General features: G+C 37.8%; 18 protein-coding genes and 2 pseudogenes. 13 read left to right on the forward strand and 7 right to left on the reverse strand.

The genetic code is table 11. From position 1 onward, the window contains the following. Positions 1-29: 29 nt before the first annotated feature. From bcp to DI076_RS11630, 8 genes are all read left to right on the forward strand, one after another. Complete coding sequence (gene bcp / locus DI076_RS11595; RefSeq protein ID WP_100718512.1) at positions 30-503, forward strand: thioredoxin-dependent thiol peroxidase; 474 nt, start codon at positions 30-32, stop codon at positions 501-503. Next, positions 500-1,984 carry a leucyl aminopeptidase gene (locus DI076_RS11600; protein WP_108960008.1) on the forward strand — a complete coding sequence of 495 codons (1,485 nt, stop codon included), beginning with the start codon at positions 500-502 and terminating at the stop codon, positions 1,982-1,984. Before bcp ends, DI076_RS11600 begins: the two co-directional genes overlap by 4 nt. 334 nt (positions 1,985-2,318) lie before the next feature. Continuing rightward, positions 2,319-3,560 (forward strand): sensor histidine kinase, encoded by a 1,242-nt coding sequence (locus DI076_RS11605; protein WP_108960009.1) that lies wholly within the window; start codon positions 2,319-2,321, stop codon positions 3,558-3,560. Positions 3,561-3,611: 51 nt separating this feature from the next. Next, entirely contained in the window at positions 3,612-4,142 is a 531-nt protein-coding gene (locus tag DI076_RS11610; protein ID WP_108960010.1) for a chemotaxis protein CheW, read from the forward strand. 12 nt (positions 4,143-4,154) lie between these two features. Beyond that, entirely contained in the window at positions 4,155-5,687 is a 1,533-nt protein-coding gene (locus DI076_RS20520; protein WP_108960011.1) for a methyl-accepting chemotaxis protein, read from the forward strand. Positions 5,688-5,695: 8 nt separating this feature from the next. Next, on the forward strand, positions 5,696-7,549 hold the full coding sequence (locus DI076_RS11620; protein ID WP_108960012.1) for a chemotaxis protein CheA: 1,854 nt from the start codon (positions 5,696-5,698) through the stop codon (positions 7,547-7,549). After that, on the forward strand, positions 7,546-8,577 hold the full coding sequence (locus tag DI076_RS11625) for a protein-glutamate methylesterase/protein-glutamine glutaminase (protein WP_108960013.1): 1,032 nt from the start codon (positions 7,546-7,548) through the stop codon (positions 8,575-8,577). The genes DI076_RS11620 and DI076_RS11625 overlap by 4 nt, the downstream gene beginning before the upstream one ends. Positions 8,578-8,590: 13 nt before the next feature. Beyond that, positions 8,591-8,959 (forward strand): response regulator, encoded by a 369-nt coding sequence (locus DI076_RS11630; RefSeq protein ID WP_108960014.1) that lies wholly within the window; start codon positions 8,591-8,593, stop codon positions 8,957-8,959. On the opposite strand, the gene DI076_RS11635 is transcribed toward DI076_RS11630, so the two are convergent. The 4 genes from DI076_RS11635 to DI076_RS11650 form a co-directional block, all read right to left on the reverse strand. After that, positions 8,949-9,533: a chemotaxis protein CheD gene (locus tag DI076_RS11635; RefSeq protein WP_108960015.1), complete on the reverse strand. Its 585-nt coding sequence runs from the start codon at positions 9,531-9,533 to the stop codon at positions 8,949-8,951. The two genes, DI076_RS11630 and DI076_RS11635, sit on opposite strands and share 11 nt — an antisense overlap. Before the next feature lie 159 nt (positions 9,534-9,692). Then, positions 9,693-10,904 (reverse strand): MFS transporter, encoded by a 1,212-nt coding sequence (locus DI076_RS11640; RefSeq protein ID WP_108960016.1) that lies wholly within the window; start codon positions 10,902-10,904, stop codon positions 9,693-9,695. 71 nt (positions 10,905-10,975) lie between these two features. Beyond that, positions 10,976-13,546 (reverse strand): SpoIIE family protein phosphatase, encoded by a 2,571-nt coding sequence (locus DI076_RS11645; protein ID WP_108960017.1) that lies wholly within the window; start codon positions 13,544-13,546, stop codon positions 10,976-10,978. Next, positions 13,543-15,144 carry a Ppx/GppA phosphatase family protein gene (locus DI076_RS11650; RefSeq protein ID WP_108960018.1) on the reverse strand — a complete coding sequence of 534 codons (1,602 nt, stop codon included), beginning with the start codon at positions 15,142-15,144 and terminating at the stop codon, positions 13,543-13,545. The genes DI076_RS11645 and DI076_RS11650 overlap by 4 nt, the downstream gene beginning before the upstream one ends. Before the next feature lie 143 nt (positions 15,145-15,287). Between DI076_RS11650 and DI076_RS11655 the strand changes: the two genes are divergently transcribed. After that, on the forward strand, positions 15,288-16,310 hold the full coding sequence (locus tag DI076_RS11655; protein WP_002972591.1) for a rod shape-determining protein: 1,023 nt from the start codon (positions 15,288-15,290) through the stop codon (positions 16,308-16,310). Positions 16,311-16,643: 333 nt separating this feature from the next. Next, positions 16,644-16,796: pseudogene (locus DI076_RS20525) on the forward strand (IS91 family transposase); the annotation flags it as partial. 309 nt (positions 16,797-17,105) lie between these two features. Here DI076_RS20525 and DI076_RS20315 read toward each other — a convergent pair. After that, a complete protein-coding gene (locus tag DI076_RS20315; RefSeq protein ID WP_245918398.1) occupies positions 17,106-17,258 on the reverse strand; it encodes a hypothetical protein in 153 nt (50 codons plus the stop codon). A gap of 344 nt (positions 17,259-17,602) precedes the next feature. Between DI076_RS20315 and DI076_RS20320 the strand changes: the two genes are divergently transcribed. Further along, complete coding sequence (locus tag DI076_RS20320; RefSeq protein ID WP_245918399.1) at positions 17,603-17,755, forward strand: hypothetical protein; 153 nt, start codon at positions 17,603-17,605, stop codon at positions 17,753-17,755. A 105-nt stretch (positions 17,756-17,860) separates the two neighbouring features. On the opposite strand, the gene DI076_RS11670 is transcribed toward DI076_RS20320, so the two are convergent. Further along, on the reverse strand, positions 17,861-18,901 hold the full coding sequence (locus DI076_RS11670; RefSeq protein WP_108960940.1) for a DUF6242 domain-containing protein: 1,041 nt from the start codon (positions 18,899-18,901) through the stop codon (positions 17,861-17,863). Positions 18,902-19,377: 476 nt separating this feature from the next. Between DI076_RS11670 and DI076_RS11675 the strand changes: the two are divergent. Continuing rightward, positions 19,378-19,497 (forward strand): annotated as a pseudogene (locus DI076_RS11675) (rod shape-determining protein); the annotation flags it as partial. A gap of 342 nt (positions 19,498-19,839) precedes the next feature. Next, positions 19,840-20,247, forward strand: a complete 408-nt coding sequence (locus DI076_RS11680; RefSeq protein ID WP_135358389.1) for a PAS domain S-box protein — start codon at positions 19,840-19,842, stop codon at positions 20,245-20,247. 149 nt (positions 20,248-20,396) lie between these two features. Here the strand turns inward: DI076_RS11680 and DI076_RS11685 are convergent, their stop codons facing one another. Further along, a complete protein-coding gene (locus tag DI076_RS11685; protein ID WP_108960020.1) occupies positions 20,397-21,320 on the reverse strand; it encodes a hypothetical protein in 924 nt (307 codons plus the stop codon). Positions 21,321-21,771 lie beyond the last annotated feature (451 nt).

Raw genomic sequence — 21,771 nt, forward strand, 5'->3', positions numbered from 1 at the left:
AAAGAATGAATTTACCAGGAGTGAAAATTATGTTGGAAGTAGGGAAAAAAGCCCCCAATTTTACAAGTGTCAACCAAAACGGCGAAAAAGTGAAACTCGCCGATCTAACAGGAAAAAATGGAGTCGTTGTTTATTTTTATCCAAGAGACATGACTCCTGGATGCACAACAGAAGCCTGTGACTTCCGAGACAACTTTGCCCGTCTCAAAAAATTTGGATATAATGTCGTAGGTATTTCCAAAGACAATCCCAAATCCCATACCAAATTCATCGAAAAACAAGAACTCAATTTTGATCTCATCTCTGATGAATCAGGGGAAATCTGTGAAGCTTATGGTGTTTGGCGCGAAAAAGTATTTATGGGACGCAAAGGAATGGGAATCGTTCGATCTACCTTCCTTCTCGACAGTTCTCTCAAAATTAAAAAAATCTATGACAGCGTGAAGGTAAAAGGACACGTTGAAGAAATCATTAAAGACATTCAGGAAATCCAAGGGAAATGAAAATCGAAATCTCTCCACTCCAAATCCAAATCGGAAACTTCAAATCTGGTTCCTTTTATAAATTAATTCCTATTTTCCAAGAAGATGTGAAAGAGGAACTCGGAAAAAAATTCCCAACACAAATTGAAACCAAAGTGTTTTCTGGAGAACTGGGAAAAGAATTTCGAGATGAGGCAGATCAAACCATTTATCTTGGATTAGGCGAAAAGGATAAATTAAACTTCCGAAAATTCATTTCTCATTTTTTTAAGTATGGAGAAAAAATCCTAAACTACGATGGAATGGGATTGGAAATTCATATTTCGAAAGCACTTTCCAAAAAGTTTTCTGCAGACCGAATTGCCTATCAAATTGCCAATACACTCTATATTGGAAGTTATCCAGTTTCAGTATTGCAAACAAAAAAGAAAGACAAAGAAAAAAAGAAAGTGGGAGCCGTCTTTTTAAAATTCGAAGACAAATCTGTTCTTAGTTTAGCAGAAAGTGGCCTTTCAAAAAGTAAAGTTGTCGCAAAACATGTGAATGGTGCTCGTCACATCGCTCACTTACCAGCAAATTACTTCACTCCAAATGACTTTGTTTCGAGAGCAAAAGAAATAGCAAAAGAATACAAACTCTCTGTAAAAGTGTGGGATGAAACCCAACTCAAAAAAGAGGGGTTAGGTGGAATCCTTGCTGTCTCTCGTGGTTCTGAGTTAGAAGGCAAAATGGTGATTCTGGAATACAAACCGACAAAAGCAAAAAAGAAATTCGCCATTGTTGGTAAAGGATTAACATTTGATACAGGTGGTATTTCTTTAAAACCACCAGGTGAAATGCATGAAATGAAATATGATATGTGCGGAGCCGCGGCAACCATCCATGCCATTGGAGCTATTGCCGCTCTTGAGATTCCTATCCATATCATTGCAGCCATTGGTGTTGCGGAAAATATGCCAGATGGAAAAGCAATCAAACCTGGTGACGTTTATACTGCCTATAATGGAACTACTGTGGAAGTACAAAATACAGATGCGGAAGGCAGACTTGTGTTAGGTGACGTTCTCTCATACGTGTCCAAAAACTACAAACCAGATTATATGGTGGATTTGGCGACTCTCACTGGAGCTGTCATCATTGCACTTGGACATGAAGCAGCTGCCATCCTCACAAATTCCGATCCATTACGAGAAGCACTCTTTAAAGCTTCTGAAACATCTGATGATCGTGTTTGGGAACTACCTCTATGGGAAGAATATGGGGAAGACTTAAAATCAGATATAGCCGATCTCAAAAACATCACAGGTGGTGGAAAGGGAGCAGGAACAATTTCTGCTGGAGTATTCCTCTCTAAGTTCGTCGATGAATCCATCAATTGGGCTCATATCGACATTGCAGGGGCTGCTTGGAGAAAGAAAAAATCGGGAACCCAATTCCATGGACCCACAGGTTACGGCGTACGTTTGTTAGTGGATCTTGCAAAAGAATTAGCTAATAAGTAAAGAAAAAACTTCACGTTCAATAACTGGATAGAGAACGAATCACATTCAGTTCTCTATCCAATACCCTTCCCTTTCCATTACAGAATCAAATCCTTTCACCAACTAACAAACGTATAAGATCATACACAGATTACCGATCCAGTTTGAGATAACATTTAAGGAATGTTAAGCAAAAATAATAAGAATGATTCTAAATCTTATTTTGTCGATTCGGACAACTCCTAACGAAATAGAAACGTTCCTTTTGTCCTTTTTTTCGCTATTTTATCAAAATGATTGCACGTAGATTGAATATAACATTATTGTAAAAATCCATTATATGCATATTAGCCTTATGGACAATCACCGATTAACAAACGATAACCAAGGAGAACCTTCCACACCCAAAGCTTCCTTTTTTGTATTCGATGATTCTTTGTGTCTGAAGAATTATTTAGGACCCTACTTTCTCAATGAAGGAATCAATTTTGAAATGGAAGTTGGCAAAACAATCCATGAAATGAATCCTGAGTTTGCGAATCGTTGGGGACAATCCCTAGTAAAAGTCCGAGACGAACAAAACCCTGATGAAGCTGAGATTCTTTTTAACCGCCAAAAGATTCGCTCACAAATTGCACCTATTCCAATCGATTCCAAAAATTATTTGATCTTAAGTTTGATCCTTTCACAAGAATGTATCGTTTCTTCTTCTGACTTGGATGTGGAAGAACAAAGTGTAATCCATTACGAAGAATCACTGCACCGAGAGATCATTCGTATTTTTGATTGGAGGCAGGAAATTGAGGGTAAAACCATTTCTCGCGAATGGATGGAAACAGCTCTTCCAAATCTCAACACATCACTCATGCAAGGTTCTGGCCTTGGTGCCCTTGTGACTACCGTTGGTGCCATGGTAAGGAAAGCAAAACGTGAAGGAGATCAGGTGACCATTCCCGCTGCTATCTTCGAAATGTTGGAAGAAAACTTCAATAGCACCAAAAAACTAGTGAAAACGTTAGCAGAAGCTCAACTAATTTTTGAAAACAAAAAAAGAACTTCAGAACAAGTGAATATTCAAGAATTACATACTTTGATTTTAGAGGAAGTGAGCGATCTCATTGACATGTTAGGTATCAAAGCCCAACAAGTTCAAATTTCGAATTCGAAAAATGGAAACAATCTTTATGTAAACATTCACAAAAATAATTTCAAAAGAGTGATACGTGAGTTACTCATCAATGCAATGAAATACGGAAATGACCATTGTGTAATTTATGTTTTATTACTAAGTGCTGGCGATCATATGATTGTGAAAGTGTTAAACCCTCCCTATGATACTTCCATTCACAAACTGGATTTTACCAAATCACAAGAAACCATTTTGTTCCAACCTTTCTACCGACACAATAAGTATGTGGATGAGAGGTATTCCAAAGAAGAATTTGGATTGGGTTTGGGTCTCCCTATCATCAAAAAAATGATTGAAGACATGGATGGAAAAGTATACTTCAATCTCCTTAAGTCGAATCTATATTCAAAATCTAGCGAAGAAGTTTCCGTTTCACTAGAATTCCCGATGAGTACAGTTCGTACTTAATTTCAATAAGCTAAATAAGATCTAAAACAATCAAACCAATGAGGCAATTCAATGAATACGAGTGAATTTGATTCACTGACAGATGATAATGATGAATTCGAAAACGAGGAAGATACCCTTGAAAATCGATTTTTAATCTTTTCACTTGCGGACAGAAGTTATGGTATTGAAATCAAATACATTACCGAAATTGTTGGAATGCAAAACATCACTGAAGTACCCGATATGCCCACTTTTATCAAGGGTGTGATCAACCTTCGTGGAAAAGTAATTGCACTCATTGATGTACGAGACAGGTTTCGAATGGAAAATGTAGGTTATGATGATAAAACCTGTATCATTATCTTAAATTTTAAAAACCAGCTCGTAGGACTCATCGTTGATACGGTAAAAGAAGTCATTCGAATCAATGCTCAAAACATCGAAGAAGCACCTAAATTTGGTGAATCGGAAAACAATCGTTTTGTGCAGTCCATCGCCAAAATCAATGAAGATGTAAAAGTATTACTCAACATTGAAAATCTTTTGAAAGACGAAGACAAACTCGCGTTAGACAACGCTCTCGCTATTAAAAATCAATAAAGGAACAAAGAGATGAAATATTTAAATAATTTGAAAGTGAAATCAAAACTGATTTTAGGATTTAGTGCTCTCGTTTTGATTATCCTGATCAATACATTGATTGGACTTAATTCACTGAATCAATTAAATTCAACCCTAGGTGAAATCGTAAATACGCATTCCAAAAAAGTGCAATTATCCGAACAATTACGAGCTAAGTTTATTTGGATGATTCGTGAGGAAAAAAACTTAATTCTAGCGACAAGCGAAGAAGAACAAAACAAACGTTTGAGTATAAGAGCTGGTCTTGAAGTTGATTTTGCAAAAATCAAAAAAGAATTTTATGACTTACTAGACCAAGAAGAAAAAACGAAAGTACCTGGATTAGAGAAACAATTGGAAGAGTGGTATGCGGCTTATGCTGTAACCAAAAGTATTGCTTTACAATATAAAGCTAAAGAAGCACAAGCCAACTCATCTACTCGCGGAAGGGCAGCGGCTATGGCTCTCGACAAAACCATGGAAGACTTTGCGACATTATCAGAAACAAAAATGAAAATTGCGTATGATAATGCTTCGAAAGCTTATAACTTTATGGTTCGATCCTTTATCATCCAGTTAATAGTATCATTTGCAATCGCATTTATCGTTGCCTTTTGGATCATCAGAAGCATTACCAAATCATTGAATGCTGCGATGGAAATTGTTGGCATGGTCACTGTGGCATCCGAACAAGTTTCCTCTACAGCGTTTTCCTTAAGCCAAGGAGCAAGTGAACAAGCAGCATCTGTCGAAGAGACAACCGCATCCATTGAAGAGATGTCTGCTTCTGTGACACAAAATGCCGAATCCGCATTAGAAACCAATACAATCGCAGGCAAATCAGCGAGTGAAGCTGCTATTGGCCAAGAGTCGGTTTTAAAAACATTAGAAGCGATGAAAAACATCTCCTCTAGAATCAAAATCATTGAAGAAATTGCCTACCAAACAAACTTACTTGCGTTAAATGCTGCTATTGAAGCTGCTCGTGCGGGAAAACATGGAAAAGGATTTGCTGTTGTCGCTGACGAAGTTCGTAAACTAGCAGAACGAAGCCAGGTAGCTGCACAAGAAATCAACCAATTGTCAACCAATAGTGTCTCACTTGCCGCAGAAGCAGGTAGGATCATCGAACAAATTGTCCCAAGCATCAACCGAACGGCTGAACTTGTTTCTGGCATTGCAGTCTCATCAAGAGAACAATCAGCAGGTATTTCACAAATTTCTATGGCGATGACTCAGATGGACCAAACCACTCAAGTGTCAGCATCTGCTTCTGAAGAACTGGCTGCTACTTCCAACGAATTAAAAGAACAAGCAACTCATTTGATGGAAATCATGGAATCTCTTGTCAAATTGAATGTGAATCAATCAGTAAGTTCTAAAAAAATTAACTCCTCTGAATTAAAATCGATCGCAAGTGAATTTGGCAAAAATTCAAAAGTTGGATTTGGCAATTCCAACGGAGGGAAATCAAAATCTACATACGATTTGAAACATGAAACAAATTTAACTGAAAAATTTTAACCATCAATATGAATAGAGAAGATCTCTTACTCGGATTCATCCAAGAAGGTTTCGAATTGATTGAGGATTGCGAAAATGCAATCCTTGCCATCGAAGAAATCCAAAATTCACATGGAAACTTTGATGAAGAACTAATGAACAATTTGTTTCGTTCTGTTCATACGTTTAAAGGTTCCTCTGGACTTCTCAAACTGGAAACTCTGGTCAAGTTAACGCATGAAGCGGAAACATTGATGGATTTACTCCGAAATCAAAAACTTTTGCCAACTGATGAGTTAACGCAAGTTCTCATCGATACATTCGATCGGATGCGTGTTTTGTTATCAAAAGTGGAAACCTTAAAAGCAAATCCTGAAATGGATCCACCAACTGAATTGCAGATCCAAGCTTTACAAGGTGAAATCAATAAACTAAAACAACACTCTATTGTGGAAACAGTTTTAGAAAAACCCAAAAAAGAGAAAAAAATATACGAGATTTTTGAGGAAGAACCACCGAAAGAAACTAAGAAAAAATCGAATGTCTATGAAATCTTTGATGAGGTATCAACTCAAGAAGTTTCCAAAAACAAAAAATTTGAAATTTTTGAAGAAGAACTAAAACAAACCCAAACAGAAGTTATATCAAATAACTCCAAAATAGAACGCTTAGGCGATCAAAACAAACCAGTTATCTTCAATATACGCAAAGAAATCAAAGTTGCAAATGACAAATTAGATTCACTGTTAGATTTAGTGGGAGAACTTGTCATCGCAGAATCAAATGTAACACAACACCCTACGATAAAATCAATTCGTAACGAAAGTTTAAATTCAGCACTGACTCGATTTCATAAAATACTCTTAGATTTACAAGAAGTTGCATTTTCCACACGGATGATTCCTATCTCTGGTGTATTCCAAAAGATGTCACGTTTGGTTAGGGACCTACAAAAACAATCAGGTAAAAAAGTACTTTTACATATCAAAGGGGAAGATACCGAAATTGATAAGTCCATTGTTGATTTAATTGCTGATCCAATTGTTCATATCCTTAGAAACTCTATTGACCATGGTTTAGAAACTCCTGAAGAAAGAATAGACCGAGGAAAAGTTGATACAGGGAATATTTATCTCAGCGCCAGACAATCAGTGAATGAAGTTTGGGTGATGATTAAAGATGATGGCCGGGGTTTAGACAGAAATAAAATATTAGATAAAGCAAAACAAAATGGCCTCATCTCCGGAGATACTTCTTCACTCAATGACCAAGAAGTTTTCAATTTAATATTTTTGCCTGGTTTATCAACTGCAAAAGTTGTTTCTGATATCTCAGGTCGTGGTGTCGGAATGGATATAGTCCGCCAAAATATAGTGAAACTAGGTGGAAAAATTGAAATCCATAGTCAGTTCGGAGCAGGGACAACATTTGTTTTACGTATCCCTTTATCCTTAGGAATCATGGAAGGAACTGTTGTCAGAGTTGGTCAGAAATTTTTTACAATCCAAACCATTGAACTACGCGAATTCGTAAGCCTTCGAGACAAAAAGGAAATAGAGTTAGATGAAGGACAGAAGGTCTTAGACATACGAGGAACTTTTATTCCTATTTTTAATATCAATCAAATTCTAAATCACAAAGAACAAATTATTTATGATAATGAAGATCCATTGATGATCATACTTGAGTATGAAAGAAAACTCATTGGAATCAGAGTCGATGAAATCATCGGAAATCAAAATGTAGTGATCAAACCACTAATGGGAATCATGGAAAATGCCCAAGGTGTAAATGGATTTACTATATTAGGAAATGGGAACGTCAGTTTAATTTTAGATGTTAAATCTATTTTTAGCAAACTTGAATTTGTTGGAGCATCATGATCAAACTTTTGATTGTTGATGATCAAAATATCGTGAGAAATGTTCTCTCTGATACGTTTAAAGATGATCCAACAATCAAAGTGATTGGTACAGCTGCTAATGCAAATGAAGCACAAAAACTAGTCGAGTCATTACGTCCTGATGTCATTAGCTTAGATGTTGTGATGCCTGGTATGAGCGGAATTGAATTTTTAAATTGGCTTATGCCTAAATACCCTACTCCAGTGATCATGTTAAGCACATTTACACAATCTGGAGCAGATGCAACTCTTGCTGCACTTTCCAATGGCGCTGTTGATTTTGTCCAAAAACCAGACGGAAGTGAATCTGATTTTTTACGTATGTTAAAAGAACTTACGATCAAAATCAAAAAATATGGAACTGAAGTTAAACTTCAAAAACAATCCTTGTTTGCAAAAACAACAAAACTCAATTTCAATTCAGAAAAAAATAATCACATCAAAATCATAGCTATCGGTGCATCGACTGGTGGTACCCAAGCTATCGATTATCTTTTGAGTCGATTGCCTACCAGTTTACCTCCAATTGTCATTGTCCAACATATGCCGGAGTATTTTACAAGTTTGTTTGCAATGCGCCTAAAAACAACAAGTGGTCTCAATGTAATAGAAGCATCGAATGGAGATATTTTAGAAACTGGCAGAGTTTATTTAGCTCCTGGTGACAAACATCTTTTAGTTAGGCGGTTGGCCGGAAAGATGTATCTTGAACTGGAAACTTTCGAAAAAGTATCTGGACATCGACCTAGCGTTGATGTCATGTTTGACTCCATTGCAAAAGGGAAAATGGGGAATCATTGTCTGGCGATCATTTTAACGGGTATGGGAAGAGATGGTGCATCTGGCATTAAAAACATTAAGACAGCCGGAGGAACCACAATTGGACAAGATGAAAAATCGTCTGTTGTGTACGGGATGCCAAAAGAAGCTTTTCTGTTAGGTGGCATCAGCCATCAAACTGCATTAGTTGATATTCCACAAAAAATCATTCAAATTTTAGAAACGTAAAAAGGAGTCAGATATGGCTAAAAAAATATTATTATGCGACGATGCACCAACAGCACTCAAACTAATGGAGTTAATTCTTTCCGGTGAAGGGTATGAAATTTACAAAGCCGAAAATGCAGAACAAGCAATACTGTCATTAGAAGCAAATGGACCTTTCGATGGTTGTGTATTTGATATCAACATGCCTGGTAAAAATGGTATCGAATTATCAAAGGAATACTTAGCTCACCCTAAAGGCCAAGGTGGGAAAATTTTAATCGTTTCTACGGAATCAAGTGACTATTTACGACAAGCAGGTAAAGATGCCGGAGTAAAAGCTTGGATCGTCAAACCATTCGAAGACGAAGATTTAGTTGAAGTATTAAGCAAAATCATTGGTTAAACGTATAAATTGTCGTTTTCTTTAACATGCGTTCTTTGACTTTAGTTTCAAAGTGTCTTTCTTGTACTGAAACATCCTCTATAGTTTGCGGGTTTAACTTGGTGATATAGACATCAAAGGAATCTGTATGAAAGGAAAGTTTACGATAGAACTCACCACCAATGTTTTGACTTACGATCGGAATTTTTTCATTGGTTAAAAATTCCGACACAAATTGAATATTTTTGGTTCCCGCTGTAAAATTAGGAAACAGCGGTGATTGGGTTCCTCCAAAGATCTTTGCCCTTAATTCAATACGTGGGATCTGTCGTTTAACAAAAAAAGAAATTAGATTTTCCATCGAGTTTTCACCATATCGTAAACTCTTTTGTTCTTCCTTAACACTGGAAACTTTTGGCAAAAGTATATGATTTATGGCTGAGAATTTCGTATGTTCATGGAATAGACAAACAGATACGCAGGATCCCAAGATCGTTCTAATTTCATGGAATCCATCGGAAAAAAAAGTCTCTCCTATATTCAAGTAAACAATTGGTTTCACTCGTGTATTGGTTCTGTTAGTAGATGTACTCATCAAATAAGTAAGTTGGAACCAATGTAAGATAGGTTCCTTTAACTCAAATTTGATTTGTAAACCAAAATTGGAAGTATTTCTTTTCTCCTAGACCAGACAAAAAAAACAAACTTTCAATGCATTTCATATCATGAAATGCATTTGAATTTAATATAAATTTCACTTCTTAGCCGAAATCATTTCATTCACTTTGTACATTAACAAAATTGTACAAACAATCGCTGTCGCCACCACATAACCTAAAACTTCATATCGCTCTAGATAACCACTCGGAGTTTGGATGACTATGAGTCCAGCAACCGAAGCCGCAATTCCACCTGATATCTGTTGGATGGAAGAACTAATCGCCATAAAAGCCCCACGATCATGTAGTTCTGGAACAGCTGAATTCATTGCATTTGCAGAAATCATTCTGGCAGCAATAAAAACAAATAACAGAGAATTGATAATGATAACCGTCGGGAGTGGAGTCACTTTTAATCTTGTAAAATAAATGATTATGATCGCGGCAATTGTTGATGCTCCAAAAAACATATTATATTTTCCGATAGAATCACTCAACCTTCCCATGATTGGACCACCCAACATCGATACTATACCAGTTACCATATAGATGAAAGGTAAGTCTTCTAACCGTACACCTAAATTGTGAACGGAAAATGCAGAACCAAACGGCATCAACATAAATCCACCTGTCGCAAGTAAGGTGGTTGCTATAAAGGCAGGCAAATATCTTGGTTGTGTTAATGTAGTTACCAAATGGTGGAAAGCACGAGTATCTGTTTTGTTATCTAAATGTTTTGTTACAGGTTTTAGAAAGAAGAATATAAAAAACCCAACCGCTCCACTGACACCTGCGATCATTAAAAACGGAGATTGCCATCCCCAAATATTAGAAATATAAATTCCAATGGGCAGTCCAAACACTTGGCTTGCAGCAAAAGCAGTCATGATAAAACCCATAACTCTTCCTCTAACTTGTAAAGGAAATAAATCTGCAACGATTGCAAATGAAATCGAAGACAATACACCTGCAAACATCCCAGTTAAAATTCTTACAAAAAGTAAAAATTCATAATGTACGGCAATTCCGCAAAGAAAGGTAGCAACAACGAATCCAACATAAAAAAACAAAAGTAACTTTTTACGATCAAAACGATCCGCAAAACCAGCAGCAAGTAATCCTGAGATTCCAGCACTGAATGCATAAGCAGAAACTACATAACCAAATTTTTCAGTTGGGATTTGTAGTTCACTCATGACCAAAACACCAAGTGGTGATAAGATCATGAAATCTAGTACAACTGTGAACTGTAAAAAGGCTAATAGGCCAACAACAAAGATGTGGTAAGGCGTAAATTTAAAATCCATCTTACCCAATATCTAATTTAGTATTACATAGAATAGCAAATCAATTTTAATGATTCTAAAAAAAGTAATCTCTAGGATTTTATTTCCTCTTCCAATAACTCTTTTAATTTGATCACCTGAGGGTGATCAGGTGTAATCATTGCTAGCCGATGAAAAATCTTTTTAGCTCGTTCTGCATTCCCTATCAATCGATAACATTCCACTAAATTGATCAGGTTCCTTATGTGTTTTGGATCCCTTGCTCGTAATCTTTCCCCAAGGTCGATTGCTTTTTTAATGTTTTTCGATTTACGGTATGCGAAACTGAGTTGCAATAATATTTCATTGTCTGTCACAAAGAACGGAAAAATGGATTCTAAGGATTCCACGGCAACATCAAATTTTTTCAGTAGTAATGATATACGGGATTTTTCTCGAATTAAGTTAATCCTGATATCATCATTTAACGACTCATTTGATAATAAGGATTCGATGTTTTGGTATGCTTCCTCACCATTTCCTAGATCTAACAATAATTTAACTTTGGCATATAAATAATCATCTGTTGATAAATTGGAGAGAGTGTCTTTTGAAACTCGTTTGAATGAACCTAACCATTCAATCCTAAGTAGTGTAAGATCATCCGAAAATGTTCCGACATCTAATAAGTTTTCAACAAGTAAACTTAAATCACCATTTGATTTCTCAACTACTTGCAAAAACTTAGTTTCATCTTCATTGATTAGGCGATTGCCATCGCCACTTTCCTCTAAAACTAGATCATCTCTGCCGTCCGATCCAATGAATAATATATCGCCTTTTTCTAAAGGAAATATACGGATACGCACATCACCATCCATACCTTTTGTGCCAATCTTTCGAAGTTCCAATTCTTCTTCGATGAAAGAAGCTACTCCATCGCGATACAATACTGTCCATGGATGTTCGGCGTTCAAATAGTATAATACACCTGTGTCTTCCTCAACAAGTCCTAAAACTACAGAAACTAACATCGATCCATCGAATGACTCGAAAATAGTTTGCAATTCATAAAAACATTCTTTGATCCAACGTTCGGGAGATTTGTTTTGGTTTTCCAAAATCATTTGTGTTCGTTTGATAAAAGATAAAAAAACAACACCAAGGACAAGTGCACCACCAGCACCTTGGATAGACTTACCCATAGCATCACCATTGATGAAGACTAAGTAAGATTTTCCATTTAAAGTAATGCTATCACTGATGATGATATCACCACCGATTTCTCTTTTTTTGCCACGAAACTCAAATTCTTTTTTTTGTTTTACATAAGATTGAAGCAAAACTTTTGTAGATTCAACTTTTGTTTGGCTAAGAGGATCTAATAGTAGAGATGTTAAAAAATAATCACCATCCTGTTGTACTTTAAGTTCTTGTACTTTTGTGAGTGTATTTTGTAATTCGTTTGTCCGCTCTTCTACTTTTTTCTCTAAACTCAAATTGAGTTCTTCCACTTGCCTATGCACTCGTAAAAAACGATTAGCTAAAACAACAGCAATGCCCAAAACAAAAACTAAAAAACCAAATCGTAATAAATTAAGATTTTGAATCGGAAGAAGTCCCGAAGCCCCTAGAATATCCCAAGTTCCTGTCCCAAGCAAAAACAAAACACCTATTAACAGACGTTTTGCGTCTTTGTTTTTTGCACGTACCGCAGAGATCATTAAGTAAAGCAAAATAACCCCAAAAACCAAAACGGAAATTTGCCATATGCGAAGTAAGGTAACGGAAGTAGCTCGGTTGACAAAAATTTGACTAACCGCCAAAACCAAACTAAATAGAAAGTAAACTTTTGATACGATGCTAATCTTAGAGCGGAAAAATACATCGGTGAACAATAACAACCAAACTGGTGTTAGAAATACAACAAAATACTCTATTTTCGATTGTGTAAAGGGTTCTAAACCAAATGAATACACTCCTTGGGAGCGAAAGATCATATAAACAGCTAAAAAGATAGAAAACAGAGCATAAAATAAATTATAGGTTTCTTGCCTTCGTTTCCAGTAAAACAATCCATGATAAATACCAACAAAAATATACAAAAACAACAACATGTAAGTTTCGTATTCATCTTCAATTTTAAGATGCTTAGAGGCAAGGTCGATATTGGCTGGATAATCGTTAAAGAGTTTATATAAATTTAATTCCTCTCCCTCTTCAGCTGCGATCAAAATCCGAATTTGGTTTTGGCCAATATTCAATTGATTTCTTTTCATTCTGATGAGTATGTGTCGTCTATACCCACTTTTTTCTATTGCTTCATTTTTGATTTTGCCATTAGAGGAAACAAGAGATTGGTTGATGTAAATTTCATAATAGTTAGAGATGTAAGGTATGTGAAGGCTAAAGGCATCGTCTTCCGTTTTTTGAAAATCAGTTTGTGATAACAAAAAAGACTTTGCCATCGTTACCTTTCGAAGTTTTCCTTTTTCCCATTCAAATTCAGAAAGTATCGATGCTAATGGCAAGGATTCTAAAGTTTTCCATTTTTTAGTATCAGGGTTTTCTGTGGTTTCAAATCCAATGGTGACATACCAATTTTTCGTTAGATCAATGGGAAGTGCGAAAATCGAATGAGAAAATAATATAAAACAACATATAAAGTATAAAGTTTTCTTCATATTGGATGTAAGTGAAATTCTAAATTTGCACCAAATGTATCTTCGAATAAATCTTTTTTTTCTGACACAGACCAAATTTCTAAATTGGGATCTTCTCCTTTTTTAAAATACAAACGACAATTCACTTTTCCTTTTTCAATGACTGCATCCAATCTTTCAATGATGGATTTTTCAGAACGATCCAATCCATCTCCGATTCGTAAAAAAGATGACAACTTACGAACCAAAAGTTGGTCTTCTGGCCGAAGGGTTTTAAACTCTTCGTGTTTGCCTTTGGGACCACCTTTCCTATGGTAACGAGCAAGAAGAGCAATGATTTCAATTTCAGAATTGGAAAATCCAACCATTGCTTCTGAGTTACGTATGATGTAATAACTATGTTTGTGGTAGTTATGGTGCGAAATACAAAGCCCCACTTGGTGGAGGTAACAAGCCGTTTCTAAATAATCCCTTTCTAAGTTTCCAAGACCATGTAATTCCTTAAGATCATCAAACAACTGCAAGGTGAGTTTTGCAACAGTTTCAGCATGATGTTTTCCTTGTGGGTAAAGGTTTGCAACAGTTTTGATCGCTTTTTCTCGGATGTTATCGAGTCTCGGAAGTGAATTGTCAGTATGTCTGTACCAAGATTCTATGGTATCATACACAATTCCTTCCCGAAGGGCAAAATCACTCACAGTAAAGGAGTGAGCTTTAATCCTTTGTAACACTTCATCCAAAACCAAAATCCCGCCGACAATGATATCCCCACGTTTGGCATCAAGTCCTGGGATTTTTAATCTTTTTTTGATACTCTCAGCATCTAACACTTGTTTTCTGATTTCTTTAAAGGAATCGATCGGGATTTCTGTTCCGTTCAACCGTTCTCGTTTCTCTCCCTTTTTTTCTAAAACCATGGAGGTCACCGAAGTGATGGTTCCGGAACTTCCCACTACCATAAAAGGTTTCCAAGTTTCAATTTGGGGTAAAAAGGCAGATAACACCGATTCAATGTGTATCCTACATTTTTGCAAATCAGTGGCCGAAATTGGATCTTTTTTTAAGTATTTCTCTGTTAAACGAATGGCACCTAACTTCATACTGGTGGAAAATATAATTTCCCCTTTTTCCCCGATGAGAAGTTCTGTACTCCCTCCCCCAATGTCAATGAGAAGGATCCGTTTTTCAAACACAGGGAGTCCCTGTAAAATCCCTAGGTAAATGAGCCTTGCCTCCTCGTTCCCCGAAACCACTTGGATTTGGATGCCCGTTTCCTTCTCCGCTCGGTCAAGAAAGATCTGACGATTTTCTGCTTCCCGAAGTGCACTTGTGGCAACTGCTCGGATTTCCGCTTTGTAACTGTCGGCAAGAGTTTTGAATCGTTTCAAACAAGCAAGGCCCCGATCCATTGCTTCGTTTGTGATCACCGCATAATCACTGCTACCGCTTCCTAAGCGAACGGATTCCTTTTCCTTGGTCAGGTATTCGAGTGTACCATCCGGTCTTAGTTTTACGACGACAATGTGAAAGGAATTAGTGCCCAAATCAATGGCAGCAAGGATCTTTTCCGTGCGAAATGCCTGGTTTGGTTTGCGTAAGATTTGTGAGAAAGGAAGCATTTTGTATCTAACTAGCCTATCGAAAATTTTTACGGTTGAAAGCAAAAACCAGCCGAAAATTATGGGGAACGGGAAGAATTGTAAAGTTTTGGTGTTTACCCACCGTAAATTCCCCCCTTCGTACTTCTTTCACAGGATCTGATATGATATTTGATAATCTTTATGGACTTTTCTCGAACGATATGGGAATCGATTTGGGAACCGCGAACACCCTCGTGCATGTGAAAGGACAAGGGATCGTCCTATCAGAACCGTCGGTCGTGGCAGTCCAAGCCTCTACTGGTAGAGTCCTCGCCGTGGGACAAGAAGCAAAACGTATGCTAGGAAGGACTCCTGGTGATATCGTTGCCATCCGTCCCATGAAAGACGGGGTGATCGCAGACTTCGAAACTGTGGAAAAGATGATTCGTTACTTCATCGCAAAAGTCCACAACCGCACTACATTTGTAAAACCGCGCATCGTCATCGGAGTTCCTTCAGGGATTACCGAAGTAGAAAGACGTGCCGTTCGTGAGTCCGCAGAACAAGCGGGTGCTCGCGAAATTTTCCTCATCGAAGAAGCACTTGCAGCAGCCATCGGTGCCAACATCCCCATCCATGAACCAGCAGGGAACATGATTGTGGATATCGGAGGGGGAACCACAGAAATCGCTGTGATCTCTCTTGGTGGTATGGTAATCGCAGAATCCATCCGAACAGGTGGGGACGAATTTGATGAAGCCATCGTAAAATACCTCCGTAACCAATACAACCTAGTGGTGGGAGAAAGAACGGCAGAGGACATCAAACTTACCATTGGTAACGCGTTCGCAGACAAACGTGTCGACACCATGGAAGTGAAAGGACGTGATGCCATCTCTGGTCTCCCACGTACCCTCGAACTTGATTCCAACGAAATCCGTAAAGCCCTCAAAGAACCAACAGACGAAATCCTAGACGGGATCAAATCGGTTCTTGAGCGCACTCCTCCAGAACTGGCAGCCGACATCGTGGAACGAGGAATCGTTCTCACAGGTGGTGGTTGTCTCCTCCGTGGTCTCGAACACTACCTCACCAAAGAAACAGGTGTTCCTGTGTTCCGGGCCGAAAACCCACTCACTTGTGTGGTTCTCGGAACAGGACGTTACTTGGATGAATTGAAATACATCAAACCAGGGATCAGATAAACATCGGTTACATGGTTAGGTGAAAAAAGGGGAACTTTGGTTCCCTTTTTTTTTGGGCGCTAATTTTTTGGGTGTTTGATTGGCGAGTCCTCTTTGGAGAGTCTTTCCTCTTCTTGGAGGTTTCCCATTTACATTTCTTCCAAATCATTCAAGCGACACTATACACCTGCGCTCACACATGAATCGTAGTATAAATCCCTCTGGAAAAATCACGATAATACATTTAATTCGAGTTATGTGGAAAAATTCGAAACCAAATTCGGAAAGTTCCCAATTTGGAAAAAGGCAGAACCAGAAAAACTTTTCAACTGAGGTAAATTCATTCGCGGCTTTATTTGGAATGAATGCTATGATTGCAAAATTGTACTTGCCGTTCCCTTCTCTAGTAAAAGTAGACTTTGTCTATCTTGCTATCGAAAAAAGCTTTTTGGGTGGTCAATTCTTCTATCTAGAATTCTAAACTCCGAACTGCCCCATTACCATATCGTTTTCACCTTACCTGGAAGATTAAATGAACTATTATTTCAAAGACTTGTCATTCGGCATTTTCTCAATTGCCTTGCAGCAAAGATCTATACAAAACGACTTCGAAATATTAGCAAATCATATAGCAACGACAAACCTGGATTCCTTAGCACACTCCACCTAGCAGGAAACCATCTCAACTTCAACTCACATGTCCATGCGATTGCGACTAGAGACCTCATAGATAAAACTTCAAGCGAGATCAAACAAATCGATTTTCTTCCTTTTAAAACAATGCGCTACGACTGGCAAAGGACTGTCTGTAAATACTTACTTCGTAAAAAATACATAAGTAAGGAAGAATATACTTTCTTCACGAAAAGCTATCCAAGAGGATTCCATGTCTACTTTGAAAAGATCAATATCTAAGAAAGCGATTCCATCTATCGGATCGCCCAATACATTGCCTTTGAACTCTTTCATAATTGCCAAATCCAAAAAGTGGATTTTAATCAACAAACATTGACTTTTCGTTACAAAAGCAATTTGGAATCCATCACCATATGGGGACTTGGTTGTAGAAAAACGCGTATGAAATTCCTATGTGGTAAATGCTAAGGTCGCTGTATCCTATTCACTAGAAGCGAGAGTTCAACTCGAAGGAAGTGACAATGAACCAAATTCTAATCGACAGATTTGATTTTCCCAAAGAATCCAAAGACCCATTTTTAGAAAGAGCCAATAGGAATTGGAACTTAATCTAAACCATGGAAGGATTTTTAGGTGATTCCTTTTACATTCGGGAAACAAATTAAAGAGTTCAGGTAGTGACCATCGCCACTTGGAAAGACCAAACCAGTTTAAACAATGCCAAGGCTTTGGTTTTTTCTGAATACCAAAAACAAGGATTTGTCATGCCCGATTTTTTGGCACTTCATTCTATTCAAATCGAGCGTGCCATTTACGCTAGGTTGTTATAAATCAGATTCCACTTCGAACCAATTCTGAAATGGAATTTTGATTTCCCTTTTATTTATAAATCCAATTGTATCGTTGCAGGACCAACGATACAATACGTTGGGAGTTTATTCGCAAGAGGCGGTCATGATTCTACTCGCTGTAAATCCAGATACAGCGACGAACTTATTATCCGCATACACAATCGATTTCCAACCAACTTGTTCTGGCGCGACTTGTCCTTTCCAATTGATTCCGTCAGACGATGTCATAATCCGATTGGTTCCATCTGTTAAGGACAAAGCCACATAGATACCTTTTGCATAAGTAATCCCTCGCCAATCGTTTGCTTCCGCCGCAACTCTCGAAGTCCATGTGATTGCATCTGGGGAAGTCATCACTCGATTTAAATAACCAGCTGTAGTTCCGAAACCTGCTACGGCCACATAAAGTCCATTTCCATAAGTAACTCCCAACCATGGGAGTGCTTCGGCAGCTGCCCGAGCCGTCCAAGTAATTCCATCGGGGGAGGTCATCACCCGATTAGTTCCATTATCTGATGATGCCACGAAAAGGCCGTTTCCATAGGTGACCGAAATCCATTGGTTTGCTTCTGGAGGAGTCCTCGAAGTCCAAGTGATTCCATCAGGAGAAGTCATCACAGAGTCAGAACCGCCATAGGCGACAGCCACAAAAAGACCATTACCGTAAGCAACAGACTGCCAACTGCGCGCTGAAGCTGCTGCTCGTGCCGTCCAATTGACTCCATCAGGGGAGGTGACAACTCGATTGGTTCCAGCCGGAGATACCCCAACAAAAAGGCCATTTCCATACGTGACGGATAAAAACTGATTTGCCTCAGGAAAAGAACGCGCAGTCCATGTGATTCCATCCGGGGAGGTCATTCCAGCTCCAGCAGTAGAAACCGCAGCAAAAAGTCCGTTCCCATAAGTTACAGATTGCCAAAGATTTGTATTAGGTGGAGTTCGAAGAGTCCAAGTAAGTGTTTTATTTTGGCAACTGAGATCTTCTCCCGCACTGTTCGCCGAAGCCACTGCTCCGAGCAAAAGCAAAGATAAGGCATCGTTGTTCTCCGACTCCGGAGTACAGCCGATGGTAGAAAGAATTAACAAACTCGATAAAAGAACAGAACCATAGAATATTCTCATTTTGTAACACCGGAAATAAAATTTAACACTCATCATTCGAAATTACTAATGGAATGTCAAATCCCATTTTAGCGATTAACATGGATTAAGAGCAAAATCAGGAGCCAGGTTAGACTACTCTAGCTCCCTTGCCTTAACAATAGCTTTGTATGAAATTTCGCTACAAAAAGACTTGAAAACCAAAATCCTGTACATTTAATTCGCCAAACATCCTTGTAAAATATAGTCGCCTTGAAGCCAGTTGGCTTCCTATTTAGGGCATAGTATCACGAAGATCGGGCTTCTCTTCTAGATTTGGGTGCTCAATCTTGGTAAAGCCCTTACCAATTTCTTAAGAGGTAAAGTGATTTAAAGAATCCCCCGCACCAGGGATTGCAGTGGAAATCCTTTTCGCATTCGCGAAAAGATTGGAACGGAAAGCCCGGTCGCTTATACCAAAACAGCAAGATAATGCTAACAATAGCGAGGTGCCCCACTACCTCACCAAAGAAACAGGAGTTCCAGTATTCCGTGCCGAAAACCCACTCACTTGTGTGGTTCTTGGAACAGGACGTTACTTGGATGAATTGAAATACATCAAACCAGGAATTCGATAAACATCGGTTAAATGGTTAGGTGAAAAAAGGGGAACTTTGGTTCCCTTTTTTTTTGGGCGCACATCTCTGGCTTTTCGCTCCAATCTTTGCATTCGCAAAGGATTGCCGCTGCAATCCGGGGCGCGGGGGATGATTTCATTTCGACTAGAAAGTTTTCCCAATCCTTTATCTTTAGGAAATATACGTAGACCCTTCCAATAAAAATAGAATTGCAGATACAGGTATGATGCAAACTGTATCTCTATAGTTTCCATAGATTCTCAACCATTAAATCAAGAATCATTCTATATGTGGAAATGAAGATAAATCTAAACCAACACCGTGTTAGATGCTTCTATTAAAATGGCGCTAAAACTATTTCGTGCGAATCAAAAATTAAAAGAGTCCGAAGAAAAGTTTATGAAAGCGTTTCATTTTACTCCAACTCCGATGGCCATACATGATTTTTCAAATCGGAATGTCTTTGTTGATTGTAACAAAGCTTTTGAATCTATCATCGGTTATTCCAAAGATGAGATCATCGGAAAAACAGCACTTGAATTAGGGTTGTATGTAAATCTAGAAGAAAGAAATGAATTCTTAAACATTCTCAAAGAGCAGGGTTTTGTTCGTAATTTTAGGAATACATTAAAAACCAAAGCTGGAAAAGAATTGATACGCTATCTTTCTCTGAGTCAAATGACAATCTCAAACAAAGAACATATCTTTTCTGTTCAAACAGAATCACCAATTGAGTTCTTTGATAAGTAGGAATCAATGCGGGTATAGCTGAATCCGAAACTTAGCTTCTAATCTTAGTTTTTGCTATAAGGTAATTAGAAAATGAACTTCCTTGCTAAAATGGAATTTCACATAACCTGAGTTTCAAACAACTTCAGCTACATACTCAAATATTCAATTCATGGACAGTTGACAGTTCCGTAACGTTTTCCTAAATAACAATCTATGTTTGCTGTATTTTCATCCGAAACGCGATTGTCAAAATACAAAAGCTCTGCAAGATCTAACTCTGCTCCTCCAATTCCAATACCCAAATTCCCTGCTGCATATCCCGTAACTGCTGGTACCGTAGAGACAACTTGCACTCCATCAAATTTTATAACTACGTTTGTTGCTCCATTTTGCAATATAGAAACTTGATGTACTGAATTGGCAACCCAACCAGAGTTATACGTTGCAACAGAAGATGATCCAGATTTATTGAGTGCAACAATTCCGCCTCCCGTAATTTGAACCTCTCTCCCTCCACCACCTGTAGTTCCAATTGTAATTACATTGCTGTTAACTGTTAAAGGAACTCTTGCAACAAAAAATATACTCCCTGAATCGGAAGCACTCACTCCGACAGGAGAGGTTTTTAATAAATTATTTCCAGGTCCATATTGAAAACGAACAACGGGTTTTCCATTGATTGTATTGGTGGCCGAATAAAAAGTAGGGGCAACTCCAGGAACTAAGTCATTCCCATTTCCACTGAGATCTGTCCAGTTTGTCACGGCAGTACCGTTGGTAAAAGTAAGCCCTTCGGCACGAATCCACAACCTTCTTCCGGGAACCTGATTCAAATCAAAAGGACCAGTGGACGCACATACACTCGAACGATTAATGAGACAAGTTATGAACTGATTTTTGTAGTATTCATCAGTACCAAATTCATAAGGACTATTTAAATCCAATTGACAACTGATAAAAAAGAGAAAAAGGATCACCTTGTAAAAATGAGAAAACCTGAATAGAATCGCCAAATAATCTTTCACTATTTTTTTGATTATATTAAATCCACTCCAATCGACGTTCTTACATCCAAGTTGTTTTAATTTCAAGTTTTTTCTAAACGTTTGAAAATGCTTAGTTCTTATCCTAAAGTATTTAGATTCTACACTCGGAAACGCCTAAAATCGATCTTTAAAATTCAATCCAAGATTCAGAATTTTCTTTTGTCTTACATTTGATTTTTTTATAGAAATATATTTGCAACGTTTTTCTAACTGACTTTATCCATGGAAAGACGAATATCCAATTTGGGATAAGAGAAGATTGGCTCCTTCTATATTTTCAATTCATTCGGATGATCAAATACTATGGTCGTTCAAATTCCTCACCAGTTCACTACAAATGTTTCCAACTTACAACGATTAGTGAGTGGAGATAATGACTTAACTCCCCTATAAGGGGTCCAAACATTTCAAATGTAAGAAAGTTGATTCGGTTTAGACCTAAAATCTCCATCTTATTTTTGTTTGTTTCAAAATCACATCGACGTTAAATTTTTCG

This window comes from Leptospira ellinghausenii (assembly GCF_003114815.1).
Lineage (GTDB): Bacteria > Spirochaetota > Leptospiria > Leptospirales > Leptospiraceae > Leptospira_A > Leptospira_A ellinghausenii.

Excerpts from the sequence above, each read along its gene's own strand:
- bcp (WP_100718512.1), top strand. The coding sequence starts at position 30 with ATGTTGGAAGTAGGGAAAAAAGCCCCCAATTTTACAAGTGTCAACCAA.
- DI076_RS11600 (WP_108960008.1), top strand. The coding sequence starts at position 500 with ATGAAAATCGAAATCTCTCCACTCCAAATCCAAATCGGAAACTTCAAA.
- DI076_RS11605 (WP_108960009.1), top strand. The coding sequence starts at position 2,319 with ATGGACAATCACCGATTAACAAACGATAACCAAGGAGAACCTTCCACA.
- DI076_RS11610 (WP_108960010.1), top strand. The coding sequence starts at position 3,612 with ATGAATACGAGTGAATTTGATTCACTGACAGATGATAATGATGAATTC.
- DI076_RS20520 (WP_108960011.1), top strand. The coding sequence starts at position 4,155 with ATGAAATATTTAAATAATTTGAAAGTGAAATCAAAACTGATTTTAGGA.
- DI076_RS11620 (WP_108960012.1), top strand. The coding sequence starts at position 5,696 with ATGAATAGAGAAGATCTCTTACTCGGATTCATCCAAGAAGGTTTCGAA.
- DI076_RS11625 (WP_108960013.1), top strand. The coding sequence starts at position 7,546 with ATGATCAAACTTTTGATTGTTGATGATCAAAATATCGTGAGAAATGTT.
- DI076_RS11630 (WP_108960014.1), top strand. The coding sequence starts at position 8,591 with ATGGCTAAAAAAATATTATTATGCGACGATGCACCAACAGCACTCAAA.
- DI076_RS11635 (WP_108960015.1), bottom strand. The coding sequence starts at position 9,533 with ATGAGTACATCTACTAACAGAACCAATACACGAGTGAAACCAATTGTT.
- DI076_RS11640 (WP_108960016.1), bottom strand. The coding sequence starts at position 10,904 with ATGGATTTTAAATTTACGCCTTACCACATCTTTGTTGTTGGCCTATTA.
- DI076_RS11645 (WP_108960017.1), bottom strand. The coding sequence starts at position 13,546 with ATGAAGAAAACTTTATACTTTATATGTTGTTTTATATTATTTTCTCAT.
- DI076_RS11650 (WP_108960018.1), bottom strand. The coding sequence starts at position 15,144 with ATGCTTCCTTTCTCACAAATCTTACGCAAACCAAACCAGGCATTTCGC.
- DI076_RS11655 (WP_002972591.1), top strand. The coding sequence starts at position 15,288 with ATGATATTTGATAATCTTTATGGACTTTTCTCGAACGATATGGGAATC.
- DI076_RS20315 (WP_245918398.1), bottom strand. The coding sequence starts at position 17,258 with ATGAAAGAGTTCAAAGGCAATGTATTGGGCGATCCGATAGATGGAATC.
- DI076_RS11670 (WP_108960940.1), bottom strand. The coding sequence starts at position 18,901 with ATGAGAATATTCTATGGTTCTGTTCTTTTATCGAGTTTGTTAATTCTT.
- DI076_RS11680 (WP_135358389.1), top strand. The coding sequence starts at position 19,840 with ATGGCGCTAAAACTATTTCGTGCGAATCAAAAATTAAAAGAGTCCGAA.